This is a genomic window from Bradyrhizobium sp. Rc2d (assembly GCF_900099855.1).
Classification (GTDB): Bacteria; Pseudomonadota; Alphaproteobacteria; order Rhizobiales; family Xanthobacteraceae; genus Bradyrhizobium.
The window spans coordinates 118,256-139,392 of record NZ_FNCU01000019.1; the positions used below are offsets into that span (position 1 = coordinate 118,256).

17 protein-coding genes are annotated in these 21,137 nt (G+C 59.3%); 16 read left to right on the forward strand and 1 reads right to left on the reverse strand.

The genetic code is table 11. The features are described 5' to 3' along the window. Nucleotides 1–118: 118 nt before the first annotated feature. The 16 genes from BLV07_RS23655 to BLV07_RS23730 all read left to right on the forward strand — a co-directional run bounded on the left by BLV07_RS23655 (nt 119) and on the right by BLV07_RS23730 (nt 20,128). Complete coding sequence (locus BLV07_RS23655) at nt 119–1,639, forward strand: acyl-CoA carboxylase subunit beta (protein ID WP_502690206.1); 1,521 nt, start codon at nt 119–121, stop codon at nt 1,637–1,639. A gap of 8 nt (nt 1,640–1,647) precedes the next feature. Continuing rightward, nucleotides 1,648–3,663, forward strand: coding sequence for an acetyl-CoA carboxylase biotin carboxylase subunit (locus BLV07_RS23660; RefSeq protein ID WP_091890164.1), 2,016 nt, complete (start codon nt 1,648–1,650; stop codon nt 3,661–3,663). A 108-nt stretch (nt 3,664–3,771) separates the two neighbouring features. After that, nucleotides 3,772–5,652: a methylmalonyl-CoA mutase subunit beta gene (locus BLV07_RS23665; RefSeq protein ID WP_091890314.1), complete on the forward strand. Its 1,881-nt coding sequence runs from the start codon at nt 3,772–3,774 to the stop codon at nt 5,650–5,652. 34 nt (nt 5,653–5,686) lie between these two features. Further along, nucleotides 5,687–7,840: a methylmalonyl-CoA mutase gene (gene scpA, locus BLV07_RS23670; RefSeq protein ID WP_091890317.1), complete on the forward strand. Its 2,154-nt coding sequence runs from the start codon at nt 5,687–5,689 to the stop codon at nt 7,838–7,840. Nucleotides 7,841–8,452: 612 nt separating this feature from the next. Then, nucleotides 8,453–8,812 (forward strand): VOC family protein, encoded by a 360-nt coding sequence (locus tag BLV07_RS23675; protein WP_091890167.1) that lies wholly within the window; start codon nt 8,453–8,455, stop codon nt 8,810–8,812. Nucleotides 8,813–8,934: 122 nt separating this feature from the next. Beyond that, nucleotides 8,935–9,390, forward strand: a complete 456-nt coding sequence (locus BLV07_RS23680) for a flavin reductase family protein (protein WP_244551197.1) — start codon at nt 8,935–8,937, stop codon at nt 9,388–9,390. 252 nt (nt 9,391–9,642) lie between these two features. Beyond that, on the forward strand, nt 9,643–10,512 hold the full coding sequence (locus BLV07_RS23685) for a branched-chain amino acid ABC transporter permease (RefSeq protein WP_091890170.1): 870 nt from the start codon (nt 9,643–9,645) through the stop codon (nt 10,510–10,512). Nucleotides 10,513–10,549: 37 nt separating this feature from the next. After that, nucleotides 10,550–11,527, forward strand: coding sequence for a branched-chain amino acid ABC transporter permease (locus tag BLV07_RS23690; RefSeq protein WP_091890173.1), 978 nt, complete (start codon nt 10,550–10,552; stop codon nt 11,525–11,527). Further along, complete coding sequence (locus BLV07_RS23695; protein WP_091890176.1) at nt 11,524–12,249, forward strand: ABC transporter ATP-binding protein; 726 nt, start codon at nt 11,524–11,526, stop codon at nt 12,247–12,249. The genes BLV07_RS23690 and BLV07_RS23695 overlap by 4 nt, the downstream gene beginning before the upstream one ends. Then, nucleotides 12,242–12,961, forward strand: a complete 720-nt coding sequence (locus tag BLV07_RS23700; RefSeq protein ID WP_091890178.1) for an ABC transporter ATP-binding protein — start codon at nt 12,242–12,244, stop codon at nt 12,959–12,961. Before BLV07_RS23695 ends, BLV07_RS23700 begins: the two co-directional genes overlap by 8 nt. Before the next feature lie 222 nt (nt 12,962–13,183). Beyond that, nucleotides 13,184–13,945 (forward strand): enoyl-CoA hydratase/isomerase family protein, encoded by a 762-nt coding sequence (locus BLV07_RS23705; protein WP_091890181.1) that lies wholly within the window; start codon nt 13,184–13,186, stop codon nt 13,943–13,945. A gap of 6 nt (nt 13,946–13,951) precedes the next feature. Then, the gene (locus BLV07_RS23710) at nt 13,952–14,719 is read left to right on the forward strand and encodes a creatininase family protein (RefSeq protein WP_091890184.1); all 768 of its coding nucleotides are present in this window, start codon (nt 13,952–13,954) and stop codon (nt 14,717–14,719) included. Nucleotides 14,720–14,939: 220 nt separating this feature from the next. Beyond that, nucleotides 14,940–16,070: an LLM class flavin-dependent oxidoreductase gene (locus BLV07_RS23715; RefSeq protein WP_091890187.1), complete on the forward strand. Its 1,131-nt coding sequence runs from the start codon at nt 14,940–14,942 to the stop codon at nt 16,068–16,070. A gap of 29 nt (nt 16,071–16,099) precedes the next feature. Then, nucleotides 16,100–16,879, forward strand: a complete 780-nt coding sequence (locus BLV07_RS23720; protein WP_091890190.1) for an enoyl-CoA hydratase/isomerase family protein — start codon at nt 16,100–16,102, stop codon at nt 16,877–16,879. A gap of 1 nt (nt 16,880) precedes the next feature. Next, on the forward strand, nt 16,881–18,752 hold the full coding sequence (locus BLV07_RS23725; RefSeq protein WP_091890192.1) for an AMP-dependent synthetase/ligase: 1,872 nt from the start codon (nt 16,881–16,883) through the stop codon (nt 18,750–18,752). Nucleotides 18,753–18,895: 143 nt separating this feature from the next. Continuing rightward, a complete protein-coding gene (locus BLV07_RS23730; RefSeq protein ID WP_091890195.1) occupies nt 18,896–20,128 on the forward strand; it encodes an ABC transporter substrate-binding protein in 1,233 nt (410 codons plus the stop codon). Nucleotides 20,129–20,181: 53 nt separating this feature from the next. Here BLV07_RS23730 and BLV07_RS23735 read toward each other — a convergent pair whose 3' ends face one another. Beyond that, nucleotides 20,182–21,045, reverse strand: coding sequence for an AraC family transcriptional regulator (locus BLV07_RS23735; protein WP_244551198.1), 864 nt, complete (start codon nt 21,043–21,045; stop codon nt 20,182–20,184). Between the last annotated feature and the right edge of the window lie 92 nt (nt 21,046–21,137).

Sequence of the window (21,137 nt, forward strand, 5' to 3'; positions counted from 1 at the left end):
ATTGTACCATGTGCAAATGCGCGTCTTCAAGTCTTCTCAAGGCCGATATTGGGCGTGTATCGCGGGAGAAGCGGGTCCGCCGTACCGCAACGGCAGGGCCACCGAGGAGAGTTCCGTGATCTCGACCATTGAAATCCTTGAAGACCGTCGCGCGAGTGCCAGGCTGGGCGGCGGGCAGAAGCGCATTGAAGCGCAGCACGCCCGCGGCAAGCTGACCGCGCGCGAGCGCATCGAGCTTCTGCTCGACAAGGGATCGTTCGAGGAATTCGACATGTTCGTCGAGCACCGCTCCACCGAGTTCGGCATGGAGAAGAACAAGATCCCCGGCGATGGCGTCGTCACCGGCTGGGGCACCGTCAACGGCCGCAAGACCTTCGTGTTCGCCAAGGACTTCACGGTGTTCGGCGGCTCGCTCTCGGAGACCCACGCGCTCAAGATCACCAAGTTGCAGGACATGGCGATGAAGGCGAGGGCGCCCATCATCGGCCTCTATGACGCGGGTGGTGCCCGCATCCAGGAAGGCGTCGCCGCGCTCGCCGGCTATTCCTACGTGTTCCGCCGCAACGTTCTGGCTTCCGGCGTGATCCCGCAGATCTCCGTCATCATGGGCCCCTGCGCCGGCGGCGACGTCTATTCGCCCGCCATGACGGACTTCATCTTCATGGTGAAGAACACCAGCTACATGTTCGTCACCGGCCCCGACGTCGTGAAGACGGTCACCAACGAGGTCGTCACGGCCGAAGAGCTCGGCGGCGCCTCCGTGCACGCCACGCGCTCCTCGATCGCCGATGGCGCCTTCGAGAACGATGTCGAGACGCTTCTGCAGATGCGGCGCCTGATCGACTTCCTGCCGTCCAACAACACCGACGGCGTGCCGGAATGGCCGAGCTTCGACGACACCGCCCGGATCGACATGTCCTTGGACACGCTAATTCCCGACAATCCGAACAAGCCCTACGACATGAAGGAGCTGATCCTGAAGGTCGTGGACGAGGGCGACTTCTTCGAGATCGCGGAAGCCTTCGCCAAGAACATCGTCACCGGCTTCGGCCGCATCGCGGGCCGCACCGTCGGCTTCGTCGCCAACCAGCCGATGGTGCTGGCCGGCGTGCTCGACAGCGATGCATCGCGGAAAGCGGCGCGCTTCGTCCGCTTCTGCGACGCCTTCAACATCCCGATCGTCACCTTCGTCGACGTCCCGGGATTCCTGCCCGGCACCGCGCAGGAATATGGCGGCCTGATCAAGCACGGCGCCAAGCTGCTGTTCGCCTATTCGCAGTGCACCGTGCCGCTCGTCACCATCATCACCCGCAAGGCCTATGGCGGCGCCTTCGACGTCATGGCCTCGAAGGAGATCGGGGCCGACATGAACTACGCCTGGCCCACCGCCCAGATCGCGGTGATGGGCGCCAAGGGCGCGGTCGAGATCATCTTCCGCAGCGACCCCGACAAGATCGCCGCCCGCACCAAGGAATACGAGGACCGGTTCCTGTCGCCTTTCATTGCGGCCGAGCGCGGCTACATCGACGACGTCATCATGCCGCATTCGACACGGAAGCGGATCGCAAGAGCGCTCGGCATGCTGAAGGACAAGAAGGTCGAGACGCCGGCCAAGAAGCACGACAATCTGCCGTTGTGAGAAGAGAAGTGTTTAAGAAGATCCTGATCGCCAATCGCGGCGAAATCGCCTGCCGGGTCATCAAGACCGCACGTCGCATGGGAATTCAAACGGTTGCGGTCTATTCCGAGGCCGACCGCGACGCCCTCCATATCGAGATGGCCGACGAGGCCGTGCTGATCGGGCCGCCCGCTGCGGCCGAGAGCTATCTGGTGATAGAGAAGATCGTCGAAGCCTGCCGCAAGACCGGCGCCGAGGCCGTGCATCCCGGCTACGGCTTTCTGTCCGAGCGCGAGGCGTTTCCGCGTGCGCTGGAAGCCGCCGGCATCGTCTTCATCGGCCCGAACCCCGGGGCGATCGCCGCGATGGGTGACAAGATCGAATCCAAGAAGGCCGCCGCCAAGGCCAAGGTCTCGACCGTGCCGGGCTATCTCGGCGTCATCGAGGACGACAAGCATGCGGTGCGTATCGCCGACGAGATCGGCTATCCCGTGATGATCAAGGCCTCCGCCGGCGGCGGCGGCAAGGGCATGCGTATCGCGCATTCGAAGGCCGAGGTCGCCGAGGGCTTCAATCTCGCCAAGGCCGAGGCCAAGGCCTCGTTCGGCGACGACCGCGTCTTCGTCGAAAAGTTCATCGTCGATCCCCGCCACATCGAGATCCAGGTGCTGGGCGACAAGCACGGCAACGTCATCTATCTCGGCGAGCGCGAATGCTCGATCCAACGCCGCAACCAGAAGGTCATCGAGGAAGCGCCGTCGCCGCTGCTCGACGAGGCTACACGTCGCAAGATGGGTGAGCAGGCGGTCGCGCTGGCGAAAGCCGTGAACTACGATTCCGCCGGCACGGTCGAGTTCGTCGCAGGTCAGGACAAGAGCTTCTACTTCCTGGAGATGAACACGCGCCTCCAGGTCGAGCATCCCGTCACCGAGCTCGTCACCGGCGTCGACCTCGTCGAGCAGATGATCCGCGTTGCCGCCGGCGAGAAGCTCGCCATCGCGCAGAAGGACGTCACGCTGACCGGCTGGGCGGTGGAATCGCGCCTCTATGCCGAAGACCCGTTCCGCAACTTCCTGCCCTCGATCGGCCGGCTCGTCAAATATCGCCCGCCGGCGGAAGCCAGCAAGGACGGCATCACCATCCGCAACGATACCGGCGTGCAGGAGGGCGGCGAGATCTCGATCCACTACGATCCGATGATCGCCAAGCTCGTCACCCATGCGCCCTCGCGCGCGGCTGCGATCGAGGCGCAGGCGACTACACTCGACTCGTTCTATGTCGACGGCATCCGCCACAACATCCCGTTCCTGTCGGCGCTGATGCATCATCCGCGCTGGCGCGAGGGAAGGCTCTCGACCGGCTTCATCGCCGAGGAATTCCCCAAGGGTTTTGCGGTGCGCGTGCCCGAAGGCGAGGTCGCGCGGCGGATCGCCGCGGTCGGCGCCGCGATCGATCACGTGCTCGGGGCGCGCAAGCGGCAGATCTCTGGCCAGATGGGCGGCCGCGTCGTGCGGCGCGAACGGCGCCGCGCGGTCTGGCTCGACCGCCAGGAGATCCTGCTCGAGGTCGCGCGCGAAGGCGAGGCGATCGCAATCCGCTTCATCGATGCCGACGGCAAGGCCGGCACTGCGCATCTGTTGCAATCGCCATGGAAGCCGGGCGATCCGGTCTGGCAGGGCACCATCGACGGGCAGTTCGTCGCCGTGCAGGCCCGCCCGATCGCCAACGGCATCCGCCTCGCGCATCAGGGCGTCGAGGTGGCCGTCTATGTCTGGACCGAGGCCGAGGCGACCTCCGCACGGCTGATGCCGGTGACGACGGCCTCCGACAGCGGCAAGAAGCTGCTCTGCCCGATGCCGGGCCTCGTCGTCTCGATCGCGGTCAGCGAGGGGCAGGAGGTCAAGGCCGGCGAGACGCTCGCCGTCGTCGAAGCCATGAAGATGCAGAACGTGCTGCGCGCCGAGCAGGACGGCACCGTGAAGAAGATCCACGCCAGTGCCAGCGCAACGCTCGCGGTGGACGCGCTGATTTTGGAGTTTTCCTGAATACTGCAAGAGATCGCGACCTGAGATAGGCAGCTTGTCTGCAGGAATTCCGGTTACTTACACATAAAAGTGATGCTGGGCGGCTCGGCGTCACTTGGGACTAAGTTGATGAATACCGAACGGTTCGCATTGGCATCCGGCTTTGCGCCTGCTTCACGCGAGGACTGGCGCACGCTGGTTGATGGCGTGCTAAAGGGAGCGCCGTTCGAAAAGCTGATTGGAAAGACATACGATGGCTTGAGAATCGAGCCGATTTACCTCCGCGCGAAAGACACTACGCCGGTCGAGGGGCGGGCGCCCGCGGCGCCTTGGCAGATCATGCAGCGCATCGATCATCCGGACGCGGTGACGGCCAACAGGCAGGCCCTTGAGGATCTGGAGTACGGAGCGACGGGCCTGGCGCTCGTCTTTGCCGGCGCCAACTGTAGCCGCGGGTTCGGCCTCGATCAAACGCCGGACGCCGTCGCCAAAGCATTAGAGGACGTCCACCTTGATGCCGGCATTGGGATCGAACTTCAGATTGGTACACACGGGCGTAAGGCCGCGATCCATGTCGCGGAACATGTGAAGTCGCTCGGCCTTGATCCTGCCGTTTGCGATATTCGATTTGGGCTCGATCCGCTGGGCACGTGCGCCCTACGCGGATGCAGTCCATACACTTGGGACGAAATCGCGCGGACTGTTTCCAGCTCGATCAAAGGGCTTGTAACGCTGGGGTTCAGGGGGCCCTTTGCCGTGAGTGATGGGCGTATCGTTCATGATGCTGGCGGCTCAGAAGTGCAGGAGCTTACCTTCGTGCTTGCCTGCGGCGTGGCATATCTGCACGCTTTGGAGGCGGCGCGTATTCCGCTGGACGAAGCGCGAAGCATGATTTATGCGCGGCTCTCTGCTGACGCCGACCAGTTTTTGACCATGGCTAAATTCCGCGCGCTGCGACTCCTCTGGGCGCGCATCGAAACGGCGTGCGGTCTTGCGCCAAAGCCGCTGTTCATTGCGGCCGATAGCTCTTGGCGTATGTTGACCCGACGCGATCCCTCCGTAAACATGTTGCGCGCTACCATAGCGACATTTTCTGCCGGAATAGCCGGTGCCAATGCGATCACGGTGCTGCCGCACACGTTGGCGCTGGGCCTTCCAGACGCGTTTGCCCGGCGCGTGGCTCGCAACACGCAGCTTGTGCTGCTGGAGGAAAGCAATCTTGCCAAGGTTAGCGATCCTGCCGCAGGTGCTGGCAGCATTGAAGCGCTAACAACGGAGCTTTGCGAGGCGGCCTGGAGAAGTTTCCAAGAGATTGAAAACGCCGGCGGCATCTTTGCCGCTCTCCAACAGGGAACGTTTCAGGCGAAGATCACAGCTACGCGCAGGGCGCGCGAAGCCAATCTCGCGAAGCGCCGCGACCCGCTGACCGGGGTGAGCGAGTTCGCAAACCTTGGCGAAGGCGCAGCGGCGGTACTGAACGTAACACCGATGGCTCTTCCGCCAAACGTTGACCAGAAATACGTATTCGATGCACTGCCACCGATCCGGCTTGCGGAACCATTCGAATCGCTCCGCGACAAGTCCGATGCGATATTGAAGCTATGCGGCATGCGGCCGCGAGTGTTTCTTGCTAGTCTGGGCACACCGACCGACTTTACGGCCCGCGCGACCTTCGCGAAGAGCTTCTTCGAAGCCGGAGGAATTGAGGCTGTCGACGGCGCAGGCGTCGCCGACCCAGCCGAGCTTGCCTTCGCATTCACAGGCTCAGGCGCCGAACTCGCCTGCCTTTGCTCCAGCGACAAGATCTATGCGGAGCGCGCCGAAATCTCCGCCCAAGCGCTTCAGCAAGTCGGTGCTAGGCACATCTATTTGGCGGGACTTCCCTCTCAATCCGAGGCTGCGTTTCGGCGGGCTGGCATCGGCAGCTTCATTCACGTCAGTTGCGACGCCTTGGCAACGCTAAATGCCGCTTACGACTGGATCCAAAACCCGAAGATTTCCTTCGGATAATTGCCAATCGAACGCGAGCACTCAAATGTCATCCATCAGCGGTATCCCGAATTTTGCAAATGTTGCTTTCGAAAGGTGCTCGGTCGTCACCTCTTCTGTTCCCGTCGATCCGTGGGTGACTCCGGAGGGCATTCCGGTCAAGTCAGCATACGGAGAAGCAGATATCGCCGGGCTCGATTTCCTCGAGACCTATCCGGGCATCGCGCCCTATCTGCGCGGCCCCTACCCGACCATGTATATCAACCAGCCCTGGACCGTCCGGCAATATGCCGGCTTCTCCACGGCGGAGGATTCCAACGCGTTCTACCGCCGCAACCTGGCTGCGGGGCAGAAGGGCCTCTCGGTCGCCTTCGACCTCGCCACCCATCGCGGCTATGACTCAGACCATCCGCGCGTCGGCGGCGACGTCGGCATGGCCGGTGTTGCCATCGATTCCATCTACGACATGCGCACGCTGTTCGCGGGGATTCCGCTCGACCAGATGAGCGTCTCGATGACCATGAACGGCGCGGTGCTGCCGATCCTCGCGCTCTACGTGGCGGCCGCCGAGGAACAAGGCGTGCCGCCGGAGAAGCTTTCGGGCACCATTCAGAACGACATTCTGAAAGAGTTCATGGTGCGCAATACCTACATCTACCCGCCTGCGCCCTCGATGCGGATCATCTCGGACATTTTCGCGTACACCTCGCAAAAAATGCCGAAGTACAATTCTATTTCCATCTCCGGCTATCACATGCAGGAGGCCGGCGCGACGCAGGACCTCGAGCTCGCCTATACGCTCGCCGACGGCGTCGAATATCTGCGCGCCGGCCTTGCCGCCGGCCTGGATGTCGACCGCTTCGCGCCGCGGCTGTCGTTCTTCTGGGCGATCGGCATGAACTTCTTCATGGAAGTCGCCAAGCTGCGCGCGGCGCGGCTGCTCTGGGCGAAGCTGCTCAAGCCGTTCAATCCGAAGGACCCGCGCTCGCTGTCGCTGCGCACGCATTGCCAGACCTCGGGCTGGTCGCTGACCGCGCAGGACGTCTTCAACAATGTGATGCGCACGACCGTGGAGGCGATGGCGGCCACGCAAGGCCACACCCAGTCGCTGCATACCAATGCGCTGGACGAAGCGCTGGCGCTGCCGACCGATTTCTCGGCGCGCATCGCCCGCAACACCCAGCTGTTCCTGCAACAGGAGAGCGGCACCACCCGCATCATCGATCCCTGGGGCGGCTCGTATTATGTCGAGCGGCTGACGCGCGACCTCGCGGCCAAGGCCTGGGGCCACATCCAGGAGGTCGAGGAGCTCGGCGGCATGGCCAAGGCCATCGAGGCCGGCCTGCCCAAGCTGCGCATCGAGGAGGCCTCGGCCAAGACCCAGGCCCGGATCGATGCCGGCAAGCAAGCGGTGATCGGGGTCAACAAGTACAAGCCGACCGACGAGGACAGGATCGAGATCCTGAAGGTCGACAACACCAATGTCCGGCGCTTGCAGATCGACAAGCTGACGCGGCTGAAGTCCGAGCGCAACCAGAAGGACGTCGATGCGGCGCTCGCCGCGCTGACGCGCTCGGCCGGCGAAGGCAATGGCAACCTGCTCGCGCTCGCGATCGACGCAGCGCGCGCGAAGGCGACCGTCGGCGAGATTTCCGACGCGATGGAGAAGGTGTTCGGCCGGCACCGCGCCGAGATTAAATCCATCACCGGCGTCTACAAGCGGGAGGCGTCCAGCATGGGCAACCAGGTCGAGAAGGTTCAGGCGCTGATCGACGCCTTCGAAGAGGCGGAAGGCCGCCGCCCGCGCATCCTGGTCGCCAAGATCGGCCAGGACGGCCACGACCGCGGCCAGAAGGTGATCGCGTCGGCGTTTGCCGACATCGGCTTCGACGTCGACATCGGGCCGCTGTTCGCCACCGCTGACGAAGCCGCGCGCCAAGCGGTCGAGAACGACGTGCACATCCTCGGCGTCTCCTCGCTCGCTGCCGCCCACCTCACCGCCGTGCCGGAGCTGAAGGCCGCGCTGAAGAAGCAGGGCCGTGACGACATCATGATCATCGTCGGCGGCGTGGTGCCGCCGCAGGACTACGAGGCACTCTACGCGGCCGGCGCCGAAGCCATCTTCCCGCCGGGCACCGTGATTGCGGAGGCGGCCGAGGAGCTGATCCGCAAGCTGAATGCGCGGCTCGGCCATAGCGAGGCGGCATAGCCTAAATACAAGCCTTCCCGAGCGCTCGTCCGAATATGACTAGCAGGCAGCGATCATGTCGACCCTAGATCGAATTCGTCATGAGATAGATCACATGCGCGTTCAGGTCGGACGTCACCGTAGGGAAGCGTCTCGACTGCGACATGCAGGAATAGACGCGGGCGCAACGGAAGCGCTCATCGGCAAGATACAGGCGAAAATTCAAGAATTATGCGCTGAGAGAGATGAGCTGAGAAAGATACAGCCGAGCCTGACAAAGGGTAGGGTCGGCCGTCGGAAATGGTGAATCCGAGAGCTGGCGCAGGGTAGAAATTGCAGTGCCAGCGCTGTGTCCATAGCTCTGCCGGAATACGCGGCAGAGTTGCCTCAGCTCTGCGCACTTCGATCAGAGTAGTTCGAACCCAGATGCAACCAAATTATCTCCTCTCGCGGAACCGGTTAGCGAAGGAGGAGTCTTACGTCCGTATGTAACGGCATAAAATGCTGATTGGTCATGTGGGGCATGACGACTTTGAACATTAATGCCGAAGGGATAGCGCAACTATGATCACGCAATTGTAGTCCTCGGCGGAGGCATGAATAAACGGTCCTCGCCAAATAGGGAGTGAGAAGATGAAGCTTAAGCACGTCTATCTTACCGCTCCGGAACCTGAAGCACTGGCCCGCTTTTACGAAGCACTTGGATTGACGATCCGCTTTGCTGACCGCGGCAAGTGGATTCAGTTCGTAGGAGATAAGGCCGCCTTTTGCTTAGCAAGCCCTGCGGAATCCGTGTCCGAGCAGTCTCGGAATGCTGTGGTTGTATTCGAGGTGGAGGATATGGACGCTGCGCTTGAGCGAGCGCGGGCGGAGGGCGCTGAGCTCGTCGGTGAAGTTCGGGAGATGGGGGCGCATGGCCGGGTGGCCCATTTGAAAGATCCGCAACGCAACACAATTCAGTTCTTTCAGGCTGTGGTCAAGAAGGGCGTCTAACCCGCTTTATGAACTAGATTCGGTTCGATTTATCGGGGAAACCTATCACCATGAACTTCCGAGTGTCGCCCATGCCTAGTCAAGAAATCCCTGCGTTCAGTAGCAAGGAATTCCGGAGCGCAATGCGCAACGTGCCGGGTGCAGTGTCTATCGTAACTACGGGGGTGCATCCTGGCAGGCACGGTTTGACGCTGACGGCCGGCTGCTCATTGTCGACCGAGCCATCGAGCGTGCTGGTCTGCGTGAACAAGTCGGCTGGCGGTCACGATACGATAAAGCAGAGCGGATCATTCTGCTGGAATATTCTCGCGGCGGATCACGCCGAGCTGGCAAGAAAGTTCTCCGGGCAGGACGGCAGCAAGGGTGACATACGCTTTACCGACGGTTTGTGGCGCGAACTGATTACGGGAGCGCCAAGTTTGATCGATGCGATTTGTAGCTTCGATTGCCGACTGACTGACTCTCACGATGCTGGCAGTCATACGATCTTCGTCGGTGAGGTGGTCGCACAAGCGATAAACGCCGATCGCGACCCCCTTGTCTATGTGAATGGCGAATTCACAGTACCGAAGCGTTAGAACTCCGACTGGTTCGGGGAACGTGCTTGAGGCATGGAGCGGATACTAACACCGCTTCTATGAACCGATGTTTGTAGCCAATAAAGGTCAATTCTGGAGCAAGGGTGCGGCGATGAGCGTTGAGGAGACCAGGCGGAAAGCCATTAGCGAAGTCATCTCGATTTGGAGCGATGGACGCGAGGCGCCAGCCGCGCCTTCGGGCATCCCAATGTCCTGGCTGCGGTGTCCACTCGTACCGCTCGTTGCTCACTAATGTTGTCACTTTGGCTCAACGTTCTTGCGAGCGGCATTCTGCTTGGTCTCGTTTATGGCTTGGTGGCGCTGGGGTTGACCATCATATTCGGCGTGATGCGGGTGGTAAACTTCGCTCACGGTGAGATGGTCGTCTTCGGCGTCTATATCGGATACTGGGCGGTCCGTCTTTGGGACGCCCCGATCATCGTAGCGGCGGCAATTGCTGCGGTCGTCATGTTCTTTTTCGGGTACCTCCTGGAAGCCCTGATAGTGAAGCGGTTCGTCAACCGGCCCCATCATTACCAATTCATTGTATTCATCGGTCTATCACTGCTCTTTAGCGGCGTCCTTCTGGTCGCCTTCGGGCCTGACCCGCGTCCGAGCGCTTCTCTACTATCGTTTCGCACTGTATCACTCGGCTTCGTGACGCTCGATCTGGCGAGATTGCAGGCGGCGATAACCGCGGGTGTGCTTATCGCTCTGCTGGGAGTATACCTCCGGTTTTCCTCGCTTGGCCGGGCGTTGCGAGCGGCCGCAGACAACCGGTTGGGAGGGCTTGTCGTTGGATTGAACATTCCACGGGTCTACGCGGTGACGTTCGGAATTGGGGCTGCCTGCGCCGGTGTAGCCGGGGCGCTGATATCTCCTCTGTTTGATGCCCAACCCTATCTCGCCGTTGACTTCACGCTTCTTGCTTTCGTGACGGTCATTGTCGGTGGTCTCGGCAGCTTCAGCGGAGCGCTGCTGGGAGGCTTTGTTATCGGCGTTGCCGAGGCAATTGCGGCACTAATGTTCACACCGTCGATGAAGACGGCGCTTCCCTATGCGCTCCTCATCATCATCCTGATTTTCCGTCCGAGAGGGTTCTTCGGTGCAAAAGAGATTTGACGGCGGGCCTGAAATAAAGCGGTGGCTCGCGGGAGCGATGGTCTTCATCGTTCTTGCGTTCGTGGGCTCTTCTGCAGATCCGTACTTTATCTCACTGATGACGATCGTGTTGCTATTCACTTTCCTGGGGCAGTCCTGGAACTTGATGCTCGGCATCGGCGGCCAACTATCGATTGGCCATGCGCTTTTTGTCGGGCTAGGTGCCTATTCGGTTGGCGTCCTCTACGTAAAGTACGGAATCTCGCCGTGGATTGGCCTCTTCCTTGGAATGATCATTGCCGGGTCAGTCGGTGCGGCATTGGCCTGGTTGAGCTTCCGCTTCGAAGTGCGCGAAATCTATTTCGCGCTGCTGACGATTGCGGCTGCGGAGTTTGCCAGGATCATGTTCAGTGGATGGGAATTCGTTGGCGCAATGCAGGGGCTGTTCTTTCCGGCGCCAACTGGCGCGATCGAATTCTCAATGCTCCGGGGAGGAGCCCGCTTCTATTACTTTGTCGCGCTCGCACTGGCCGCGCTGGGAATTATAGGAACCGAACTCATTTCACGATCCTACCTCGGATACGTGTGGCGAGCGATGCGAGACGATGAACCGGCCGCACGAGCGCTGGGCGTCCGCACTTTCCGGCACAAGATTCTTGTGATCTCTGTATCCGCCGCAGCGGCCGCGGCGGGCGGTGGGGTTCTGGGACTCGTGCAAGGGTCGATATTCCCGGACTCGATCATGGGTATGGGGCTCTCTGTTGATGTGCTGATCGGACCTGTGGTCGGTGGGCTGGGGACGACGTTCGGTCCTCTGATTGGCTCGCTTGCCGCGATCCCTCTGAACCATTTGATGAGTGCCATCGGCGACAATCTTCGGATTCCGGGGCTGAACAATATCGCTTACGGTATTGTCCTCATTTTGGTCGTCTGGTTTCTGCCAGATGGCATCTGGCCGGCGATCGTGCGTCTCTGCAAAGCAATTCAGGCGCCATCCCGACTGTGGTTGCCGCATCTGAGGAAGGCCGAGGAATGACGGCTTTATTGGAAGTAAAGAACCTCTCTCGATCGTTTGGGGGATTGGTTGCGGTCAAGGACGTCAACTTCACGCTAGAGGCCGGACGTATTACTGCGCTCATTGGGCCGAATGGTGCGGGAAAGACGACCTGTTTCAACCTTGTCGCCGGCTCCCTGAGCCCGACCAGCGGACAGGTGTTCTTCGAAGGACGCCAGATCGACAGTACCCCTCCGGAAATTGTCTGCAGGATGGGTATCGCAAGAACATTTCAAATCGTTCGACCAATGCGTGATATGTCCGTGCTCGAGAACGCAATGGTGGGCGCCTTCAGCTGGACCAAAAGCGTAAAGGAAGCAAAATCGAAAGCCTACGAATCCCTTGAAAGCGTCGGACTCGCCGGCAAGGCCACTGCGCGGACGGACCAGCTAACGCTTCCGGATCGGAAAATGCTGGAGACGGCGAAGGCGTTATCCACTCGGCCAAAACTGCTGTTGCTGGATGAAGTAATGGCGGGCCTTCGACCGACAGAAGCGGCGGGTGTCGTCCGAGTGCTGCAGACACTTGCCGAAGGCGGCCTGACGATCCTCCTCGTCGAACACGTCATGCGGATCGTGATGGAAGTCGCGTCGAACGTCGTCGTACTTCATCACGGTGCCAAGATCGCGGAGGGAAGTCCCGCAGAAGTGGTTGCCGATCAGAAGGTTCTTGATAGCTATCTAGGGGCAGGCTTCCATGCTTGACGCGGCGCTCTTATCGATTGACGGGCTCTTTGTTGCCTACGACGGATCGAGCGCATTAAACGGCGTCTCGCTGCAGATACGCAAAGGAGAGTTGATCTGCGTCGTTGGGGCGAATGGTGCAGGGAAAACGTCGCTCATCAGATCAATCTCGGGTATAGTACGATCTTCAAGTGGCACCGTAAAAATGAACGGCGTCAATATTACTGGGCTGCCCCCATGGGAGATATGCGAACGCGGTATAGCGCAGGTCGCCGAGGGTCGACAGATTTTCGGCAGCCTCTCTGTCGAGGAAAATCTTCTGCTAGGCGGATCACTGAAGCGCGCGAAGGCCTATCAGCTCGAGACGCTTGAGTTCGTCTACCAACTGTTTGAGAGACTACGGGAGCGTAGACGGCAACTGGCCGGGACGCTATCTGGGGGCGAACAGCAGATGTTGGCGATCGGACGTGCGATCATGTCGAAGCCCGAAATGGTTATGTTCGACGAGCCGTCGATTGGGTTATCGCCTGCACTGACAGACGTGATGTTTGGCGTAGTGAAATCGCTCCACGAGCAAGGGATTACAGTGCTGCTGGTCGAACAGAACGTGGCGAAATCGCTTGCCTTGAGCAATCGCGGCTATGTCCTGGAGAATGGTTCAATCGTACTGCACGGATCGAGTCAAGAATTGCTCAACAATTCCGAGATTCAACGCGCATATCTCGGAATGTAGCGGAGCTGTGGCGCAAATTGCGCCGAGCACTGTGCTCTCTCTCTCTCTCTCTCTCTCTCTCTCTCTCTCTTACTTAACGGTCCCTCGGACCAGCGGAATTGCAAGCCGCCTAAGCAGATAATGCCGCAATGTGCCGCCGGGGCAACCTTTTGTGTTGATGCCGGCCGACGATGAAGCGGTGTACAGCAATCAATTCCGAGGTACGTCACCTAGGCTCTACTCATGATACAGGATGATGCCCTCTTAATCGATCGCCACCTTGACCTGGTCACAATGACTATGAATAGGCCACCGGCAAACGCGTTAAACAACGAACTAGTTGAGCGCTTGCTGGATGCCTTTCGGGCGCTTGCCAGCCAGGCGATGCCGCCAGGTATTGTTCTGACTGGTCAGGGTACCCGGTTCTTCAGTGCAGGCGGCGACATAAAGGAAGTGATGGGCATCGAGATATCCCGGCCTCGTATGAGGTCGTTCCATGCGCTCCTTTGCGAGATGGAGCGATATCCGGCGCCGCTTGTGTGTGCCGTCCGAGGTTACGCTGTCGGCGGCGCGTTGGAATTTCTTCTGCACGCCGATTACGTGATCGCGAATGGCGAGTGCAAGATCGGTTTCCCGGAGATCAACCATGGTCTCTTGCCCGCGGCCAAAGGCATGCGGAAGGCAGTGCAGAAACTGGGACTTCGTGATGCGCGAGCGCTGCTATATTGGGGCGAGCTGGTCGATGCAAGGAAAGCACTCGAGATCGGAGCAATCGACGAGATTGCAGCGACTTCGGACGTGACGTCGCGGGCGTTAGAAGAGTGTAAGTACCTTCGCGGAAAGGATCAAAGGCTATTTGCGGCCATCAAGCGCTCGCTGAACCTGACGGACCAGATGGACGACGCCTCCCTTGAGGCGATGACAATTGAGGATCTTGGGGCCTACCTGACGGGAGACAGTTCGGCAGATGCGCGGGCCCGATTTCTGTCGAAAAACGCAAAGTAGGCATCGATGACCGAATTCGCTTCTTCTGATGAAGTTCGACTGGAGTTGATGAATTTCGAGCAGGTGTCGGCGGCCCTGGCGCAGGGGACGTCGACGATCCTGGTACCGTGCGGGGCCGTCGAGCAACATGGACCGCATCTTCCTCTTTGCATGGATGCCGACCACGCTGATGCGCTCGCATCTAAGGTGGCACGGCATCTTGGAAATGCTTTGATCGCACCGACAATCAAGGTCGGCTGCTCAGCTCACCATCTCGTATTTCCCGGCACCATCTCCCTTCGTCCTGAAACGTTCGAAGCGATCTGCCTCGACTACTGCACAAGTCTCGCTCGGCACGGCTTCAAGCGGATCCTGCTGTTCTCGGGACACATCGGTAATTTTCCAATCCTGCGCGACATGCTTCCTCGATTGAAGCAGGCTATTCCCGAAGACGTCGAGATCGACGCATTCTCCGATTCGGTCGCCTGGATCGACAGGTGGCGAAGCGCCGTTAAAGAGGCCGGCGCAAACCCAGATGCGGTCGGCGGGCATGCCGACATAGCGGAGACGTCTCTCATGCTGTATCTGCGTCCCGACAGCGTGCGGCCGGATCGGTTCGAGGCGGGGCACCTTGGCGCGCTGTCTGAAGAGCAACTTCGGTCCATGTGGAGAAACGGCGTCAAATCGGTCACTGCCAACGGCATCATTGGCGATCCGCATGGGTCGACTGCGGCAATTGGCGAGCGATGTCTTGAGGCGATAACAGAGCTCCTCGTCGCGTCCTTTGACAAATAGACCGGGGCGTATCGAGCGCATCCCGCTCTTCGAGCACTGTCCCCAAGTAAACCGTCACGTCGTTGCGACGAAGGACGGCGATGTCCTGAGACATGACGCGATTCGGCTGCGTACAGCACAAAATTTGGAAAGTTGCGTAGCGAGACCCTGCATTCGGACGAAAATATTGCTGTGCTTATGAAATGTTAGGCCATCTCGAAACTCCCTGAGGATTAAGAAGATGGCACTTACGTTCGGGTTTTGGTCGGAGCAGGAAACCCAGGTCGGGCAGAGTTATGCGCGCCGACTCCATGAGCTGGTGGACGAGGTGCGCCTCGCAGAAAAAATGGGGTTCGATTGCGCCTCGCTCTCCGAACAACACGTCGCATTGGGCGGCATTTCGAGCTCGGCGCCAGAGGTGGTCTATGGCTACCTCGCTGCCGTCACCTCGCGCATCAAGCTGAGGCCGGCGGTCACTTTGATGCCGCAGAAGATCAATCACGCCTTGCGGACCGCGGAGCGCTTGGCGGTGACGGACATTCTCTCGAACGGTCGCATGGAGTTCTACGCCGGTCGAGCCAATACCACCATCGCGATGCGCGCGTTCAACGTCGATCCGGGTGAGACGCTCGCTCAAATGGAGGAGGGGATCGCGCTTCTGAAGAAATCGATGCGCGAAGACATCTTCACCTTCGAGGGCAAGTACTACCAGGTTCCGCCGCGAATGCTTGTCCCGAAGCCCCTGCAGAAGCCCCATCCGGTCATCGGCATCGCTGCCACGAGCGAACGCAGTCACAGCTGGGCTGGCGCCGAAGGCCTCGCTGTAATGAGCAATTCGATCTACCAGGGATGGGAGGTCCAGGAAAAGCTGCTCAACTCCTATCGTCGATCCTGGAAGCGTGACGAGCTTGGGCCGCTCGAGCGCCCACGCATCGGCATTCCGCTCTTTTTTGGGATTGGTCCTACGGATCAGAAGGCGAAGGAAGACTACGCCGAGCCGTTGATGAATTATGCGAAGATCTCGACCGACGCTTATCCGCGCTTGGCAAAGATTGCCGATGATTACGCGTACATGAGCGAGAGCGTACCCGCCATGGAGCGCGCCGCCAAGGACTGGGACTATCTGCTCAATCACTCGGCAACTACGGTTTGCGGAAGCCCCGATACCGTCATTCGACAGATCGAAAAGTTCCAGGCATTGGGCATTGATGAGGTCCTTCTGCATCTGGACTCCGTAAATCACGAGAAGATCATGGAAGCGATTGAAATGGTCGGGCGCTACGTCATCCCGCACTTCAATGACAGAAACAATGTCGTGCGGCCGACGGAGGAGATCCTCGGTCAGATTCGCGCCATGCGGCCGCAAAAGTAAAGTTTCCAGGAAAACACGGGAGCAGACCAATGTCGAAGCAGGGCTACAAATATCTGATTGTCGAGCGGCGGCCGAGCGGTGTTGCCGTCATAACGATGAACCGCCCGGAAATCCTGAATGCGATCAACTGGGATATGCACCACGAGCTGGAGCGCGTCTTCGTCGAGCTGGACGACGACAAGGCGACACGCGCAATCGTGCTGACGGGCGCCGGGCGCGGCTTCTGTTCCGGTGGCGATCAGAAGACGCTCGACAAGAGCCCGATTCCTTCGCCGACCCGAGGTGGGCGTCATCTGATTCGGAATATGCTGGAAGTCGAAGTCCCGATCGTTGCTGCAGTCAACGGCGTTGCTGTCGGTCTGGGCGCGACGCTAGCGCTATTTTGCGATGTCATCTTCGCAAGTCCAACAGCACGGTTCGCCGATACGCATGTCACGGCGGGTGTCGTCGCAGGCGACGGAGGGGCTGTGATCTGGCCTCTCCTGATGGGGCCTGCCCGTGCGAAACACTATCTCATGACTGGCGAATTCATTTCCGCGGAAAAGGCGGCTTCCATCGGAATGATCAACGAGGTCATTTCCGACAGAGACGTCAAGGAGGCCGCGATCGAATACGCTGAGATGCTCGCGAGCGGTCCGAGGGAAGCGATCATTTGGACGAAATACAGCGTCAACAAGATCATCAAGCAGTATTCGCACCTATTGCTGGATACGTCGACTGCTCTGGAGACCATCACTTTCGCATCGCCTGAGCGGAGGGATGCGGTCGCCGCGTTCGCCGAAAAGCGCAAGCGTTTCGCGGAGCGGTGAAATGGATGTCGAACACATCACGTCGGGAGCTCAGTTCGCGGATGTCACCATTCCGCAGCTTCTGAGCTCTCGACGAGCGGCGCGGCCGGACGAGATAGCATTCAAGCAGAAACGCCGGGGCGAATGGACTGCGACAACCTGGAAGCAGTATTCAGATCTGGTCGCCAATTTGGCCGCGGCTCTGCAAAAAGCCGGATTCAAGCACGGTGACCGTGCGGCCATCATGGGAGACGTGTCTCAGGAATGGCTGCTTGCGGACATGGCGACGATCTGCGCCGGCGGGGTGATGGTCGGCGTCTATTTTACGTCATCGCCAGAAGAAGTTGGATACTACCTCAGCGATTCCGGAGCATCCTTCGTCTTTGTCGGGAGCGAACTTCAACTCAATATTGTCCTGGCGTCAGGCCAGACTGAGAAATTGAGAAACATCATTGTGCTCGACCCAGAGTGGAAGGGGGCGGGCGGCCCAGCGAATGTCGTTCCTCTCCAAGTCTTCTGTGGGGAGACTTCGGTTGACGCGGACGTGTTCCTTAGGGAACAAGTTGCGAAAGCAAAGGCTAGTGACCTGGCGAGCATCGGGTACACATCCGGCACGACGGGGTTTCCAAAGGGCGCGATGTTGACCCACCTTTCGCTGCTCGCTGGTGCACACTCTGTAACGACATTCAGTTCGAAGTTGCGTTCCGATGCTCATCGCGTGGTGGTGCATCTTCCGATGTCGCATACGGTTGCGCGCGCACAGGCAACGACGTTACCTTTGCTGATTCGGCTGATCCCGTACTTCGGGGAGACGAGCGCTGATTTCGCTCAGACCATCAAGGAAGTGAAGCCAACCTACTTCATGGCTCCGCCGAGGTTCTATCAGAGGTTTGCCACCCAAATCCTCAGCAAGGTCCATTCGGGGTCTGAGAAGCAGAAGCAGGACTACCAATTCGCAATGACGATCGCTCGCAAGGCGCTCGACGACCGTCAGGCCGGCAGTGTGCCCAACCCGTTCATATCCGCCCTGTTCGCCGTCTGCCGGGAACGGATTTTCCGTCCCTTGCTTGCCGAGGTCGGGTTTGAAGAACTCACCGTCACCTATACGTCGTCGGCTGCGATGCCTTCCGAACTCATGTCTCTGTGGCAGCTGTGGGGACTGCAGCTAAAGGAATGTTACGGGCAGACCGAGCTGGTTGGAGCGAACCTGGTCCAGATGGCTGAATGGCCGGAAGCGGGAACCGTGGGCGTCCCCGTGCATGATGCGGCTTGGCAAACTGCCGTTCTTGAAGACGGAGAAATGATCGTCAAAGGTCCCGGGCTCTTTGTCGGGTACTGGAATAAGCCAGAGGAAACGAAGTCGGCCCTCCGCGATGGCTGGCTTTATACCGGCGATATCGTGGAGATTGGGCCGACAGGCCTGTTCAAGCTGGTCGACCGAAAGAAGGAGATCATCAACACATCCAACGGCAAATCGATCAGCCCCACGCAGATCGAGAATGAAATCCGGCACAGTCCCTTTATCTCTGAAGCGGCGGTGATCGGAGAAGGAAAGAAGTATCTGACCGCGTTGATCGAAGTAGATGCGACCGCGACGATGGAGTGGGCCAAATCGCGTGATGTTCGCATTGCTCGCTATTCGGATCTGGCGGAGTCAGAGATCGTCGTCCGGATGGTTGAAGGCGAGATTGCCAAAGCAAACGGTCGACTAGCGAGGGCCGAGCAGATCAAGGCCTTCCGAATACTTCCGGAGGAGCTCTCTCCGGAGAATGGCGTGATGACGCCAACGCGGAAAAAGCGCCGCAAGCAAATAATGGAGCGGTACCGGTCACTGATCGATTCGCTCTATGACGATAGTGAGGAGAACCTGATCAAGACCGAGGTGGGAATATAATCTGATCCGTTTCCGCTTCGTGCGATCATCAAGCTTGCTGAGCGCGTGTCGCAGCTGTGTTCGCGTTGTAGCGCGCTGTCATTTTTAAAGCTTCCGACCAAATCGCCGTAATTTCCATTGTAGTCAACTGAAAGAGACTTCACATGAAGAATCGCATCGGAAACGGGCTTACTCGCCGGACCGTGCTCGGCAGCGGTCTTGGCATCGCCGCAGGGCTTGTATCGTGGCCGGTCAGGGCGGTGGGCCAAGTCAAGGTTAAGATCGGCGCGATCATGCCCAGCAGCGGCGTGTTGGCGTTCCCCGGACAGGCTTGCGTACGCGGCATTGATCTCGGCGCGAAGTTCGCCAGACAGAAGTACGGTGATGAGATTGAGGTCATTCACGCCGATACGCAGAGTCGGCCGGAAAATGGCCGTATCGCTGCGGAGAACCTGATCCGCCAGGGTTGTACGGTCCTCATCGGCGCCTGGGATTCGGGCGCGACCATCTCGGCTCTTCAGGCCTGCGAAGCAGCGAAGGTCCCGATGGTCGTGCATATCGCCAGCGCGACGCAAGTGACCTCGCAGGGCTTCACTCAGGTCTTCCGTTACTATCCGACGTCGCTGATGATCATTCGTCAGTCGCTGATCGATTTAAAAGCTCTGTTGACGACCCTCAACGGTCCGCCAGCCAGCGCGGTCGTCCTCCACCTCAACAACGTGATGGGGCAGTCGAGCGCCACGAGCATAGCACAGGCCTGGAAAGAGGTCGATCTCCCGATCAAGCTCACTGAGTTCATTCCATACGATGAGAAGGCCAAGGATCTCTCGGTCGAAGTCGCAAAGGCAAAAGCGACCGGCGCTGACATGCTTTTCCCGATCACCCGGGTCAACGACGCCATCATGATCACACGTGAGTGTGTAAAGCAGGGATGGAGCCCGAAAATGATCTACTCGGCGAATTCGAACGGCGTTATCGACAAGGCATATTACGACGCGCTCGGCAAGTACGCTGACGGCGCGATGGCGTCGGCGCTCTACTACAATCCGAAGGCGCCCGATGCGCACAAAATTCTCGAGATGTTCGCGGCCGACTACCCCAATGAATGGCTCGACGCAAATGCGGCATGCGCCTTCGAGGCCGTGCAGATCGTCAGGGACGCGGTAAATCGTGCGGGCTCGTCGGAATCGGGGGCAATTCACGGCGCCCTCAAGCTGACGGAAATGCAGCCAGTCTTGATGTCGTCTGGGACGATCAAATTTGACTCAAGCGGCCAGAACGTGAATTCCGCCGTGGCTCTGCTTCAAGCGCAAAAAGGCAAGCCGCGCGTGGTTTCACCGAGGGCAATTGCCGAAGCAGACCTGGAATATCCGGTGGTGCCCTTCAGCTCTCGATAAGGCGCCACGAACCACCGCCCCGGTTCAATGCCGGGGCTGTGTTTCTATGCGTGCTATGTGAAGGGCTGGTGGCTGCTGAAGCTCGACCGTTCGGCGAGGAAGCGGCGGGGGCTCTTTCCCATTGTCTTCTTGAACATAGTGATGAACGCGCTCGGCGTCTCATAGCCCAGATCGAGCGAAACGGCCTGCACCGACGATCCAGCCGTCAAGCGTTGCAATGCGACCAAGATATGAAGCCGCTGCCGCCAGCGTCCGAATGTCATTCCGGTTTCCTTCAAGACCAGGCGGGCGAAGGTCCGCACACTCATTGCATACCGGGCGGCGAGTTCATCGATGGTGCTACGGTCGCCGGGATCATTGAGCAGTGATGCCGCGAGATGTTGAAGTCGGCTGTCCGTGGAAATTGGCAAGTACATCTGTTCCGTGGACATCTGCACTAATTCGTCGAGCAGCACTCGACCGAGTCGGCTCGTCGGTCCTTCAACGGGATAAAGTGGCGGAAATACGGATAGCCGGTGTATCAACTCGCGAACGAGCGACGATATCGTGAATGTGCAGCAAGTGTTTGGAAGCATACTTGCCAGCGGATCGATGAAGACGAGGTAGACCTTTCCATTGTCTGATACGCAATTGCTATGCATGACCCCAGGAGGTATCCACACGGCTCCTTGCGGAGGAACGATCCATAACCCACCAGGGGCACGACACATGACTGATCCATGTGAGGCGACGACCAATTGTCCCTTCTTGTGCGAGTGGAGCGGGAGTTCGTCACCATGTTCACCAGTCTCAATGCACATCGACACGATTGGACGATCGAACTGATCCGGATCTATCGGGTCGTAATTGAGCCTAAGATCCGGCAAATTCATTCTGGCCAGGCTATGATCCATTTCAGATGCGGGTGATGTGCTCATTGAGTTCACTCGTTTAATGGATACGGTTCCATCCGTCAGGTGGCGCGAGTGGAGCTCGCTTCGGGAGCCTGCGGGCGACAATAGCCCTTTGC

Coding starts and splice junctions, on each gene's coding strand:
- BLV07_RS23665 (WP_091890314.1), top strand. CDS start 3,772: ATGAATACCGAACGGTTCGCATTGGCATCCGGCTTTGCGCCTGCTTCA.
- BLV07_RS23675 (WP_091890167.1), top strand. CDS start 8,453: ATGAAGCTTAAGCACGTCTATCTTACCGCTCCGGAACCTGAAGCACTG.
- BLV07_RS23680 (WP_244551197.1), top strand. CDS start 8,935: ATGCGCAACGTGCCGGGTGCAGTGTCTATCGTAACTACGGGGGTGCAT.
- BLV07_RS23685 (WP_091890170.1), top strand. CDS start 9,643: ATGTTGTCACTTTGGCTCAACGTTCTTGCGAGCGGCATTCTGCTTGGT.
- BLV07_RS23690 (WP_091890173.1), top strand. CDS start 10,550: ATGGTCTTCATCGTTCTTGCGTTCGTGGGCTCTTCTGCAGATCCGTAC.
- BLV07_RS23695 (WP_091890176.1), top strand. CDS start 11,524: ATGACGGCTTTATTGGAAGTAAAGAACCTCTCTCGATCGTTTGGGGGA.
- BLV07_RS23700 (WP_091890178.1), top strand. CDS start 12,242: ATGCTTGACGCGGCGCTCTTATCGATTGACGGGCTCTTTGTTGCCTAC.
- BLV07_RS23705 (WP_091890181.1), top strand. CDS start 13,184: ATGATACAGGATGATGCCCTCTTAATCGATCGCCACCTTGACCTGGTC.
- BLV07_RS23710 (WP_091890184.1), top strand. CDS start 13,952: ATGACCGAATTCGCTTCTTCTGATGAAGTTCGACTGGAGTTGATGAAT.
- BLV07_RS23715 (WP_091890187.1), top strand. CDS start 14,940: ATGGCACTTACGTTCGGGTTTTGGTCGGAGCAGGAAACCCAGGTCGGG.
- BLV07_RS23720 (WP_091890190.1), top strand. CDS start 16,100: ATGTCGAAGCAGGGCTACAAATATCTGATTGTCGAGCGGCGGCCGAGC.
- BLV07_RS23725 (WP_091890192.1), top strand. CDS start 16,881: ATGGATGTCGAACACATCACGTCGGGAGCTCAGTTCGCGGATGTCACC.
- BLV07_RS23730 (WP_091890195.1), top strand. CDS start 18,896: ATGAAGAATCGCATCGGAAACGGGCTTACTCGCCGGACCGTGCTCGGC.
- BLV07_RS23735 (WP_244551198.1), bottom strand. CDS start 21,045: ATGAGCACATCACCCGCATCTGAAATGGATCATAGCCTGGCCAGAATG.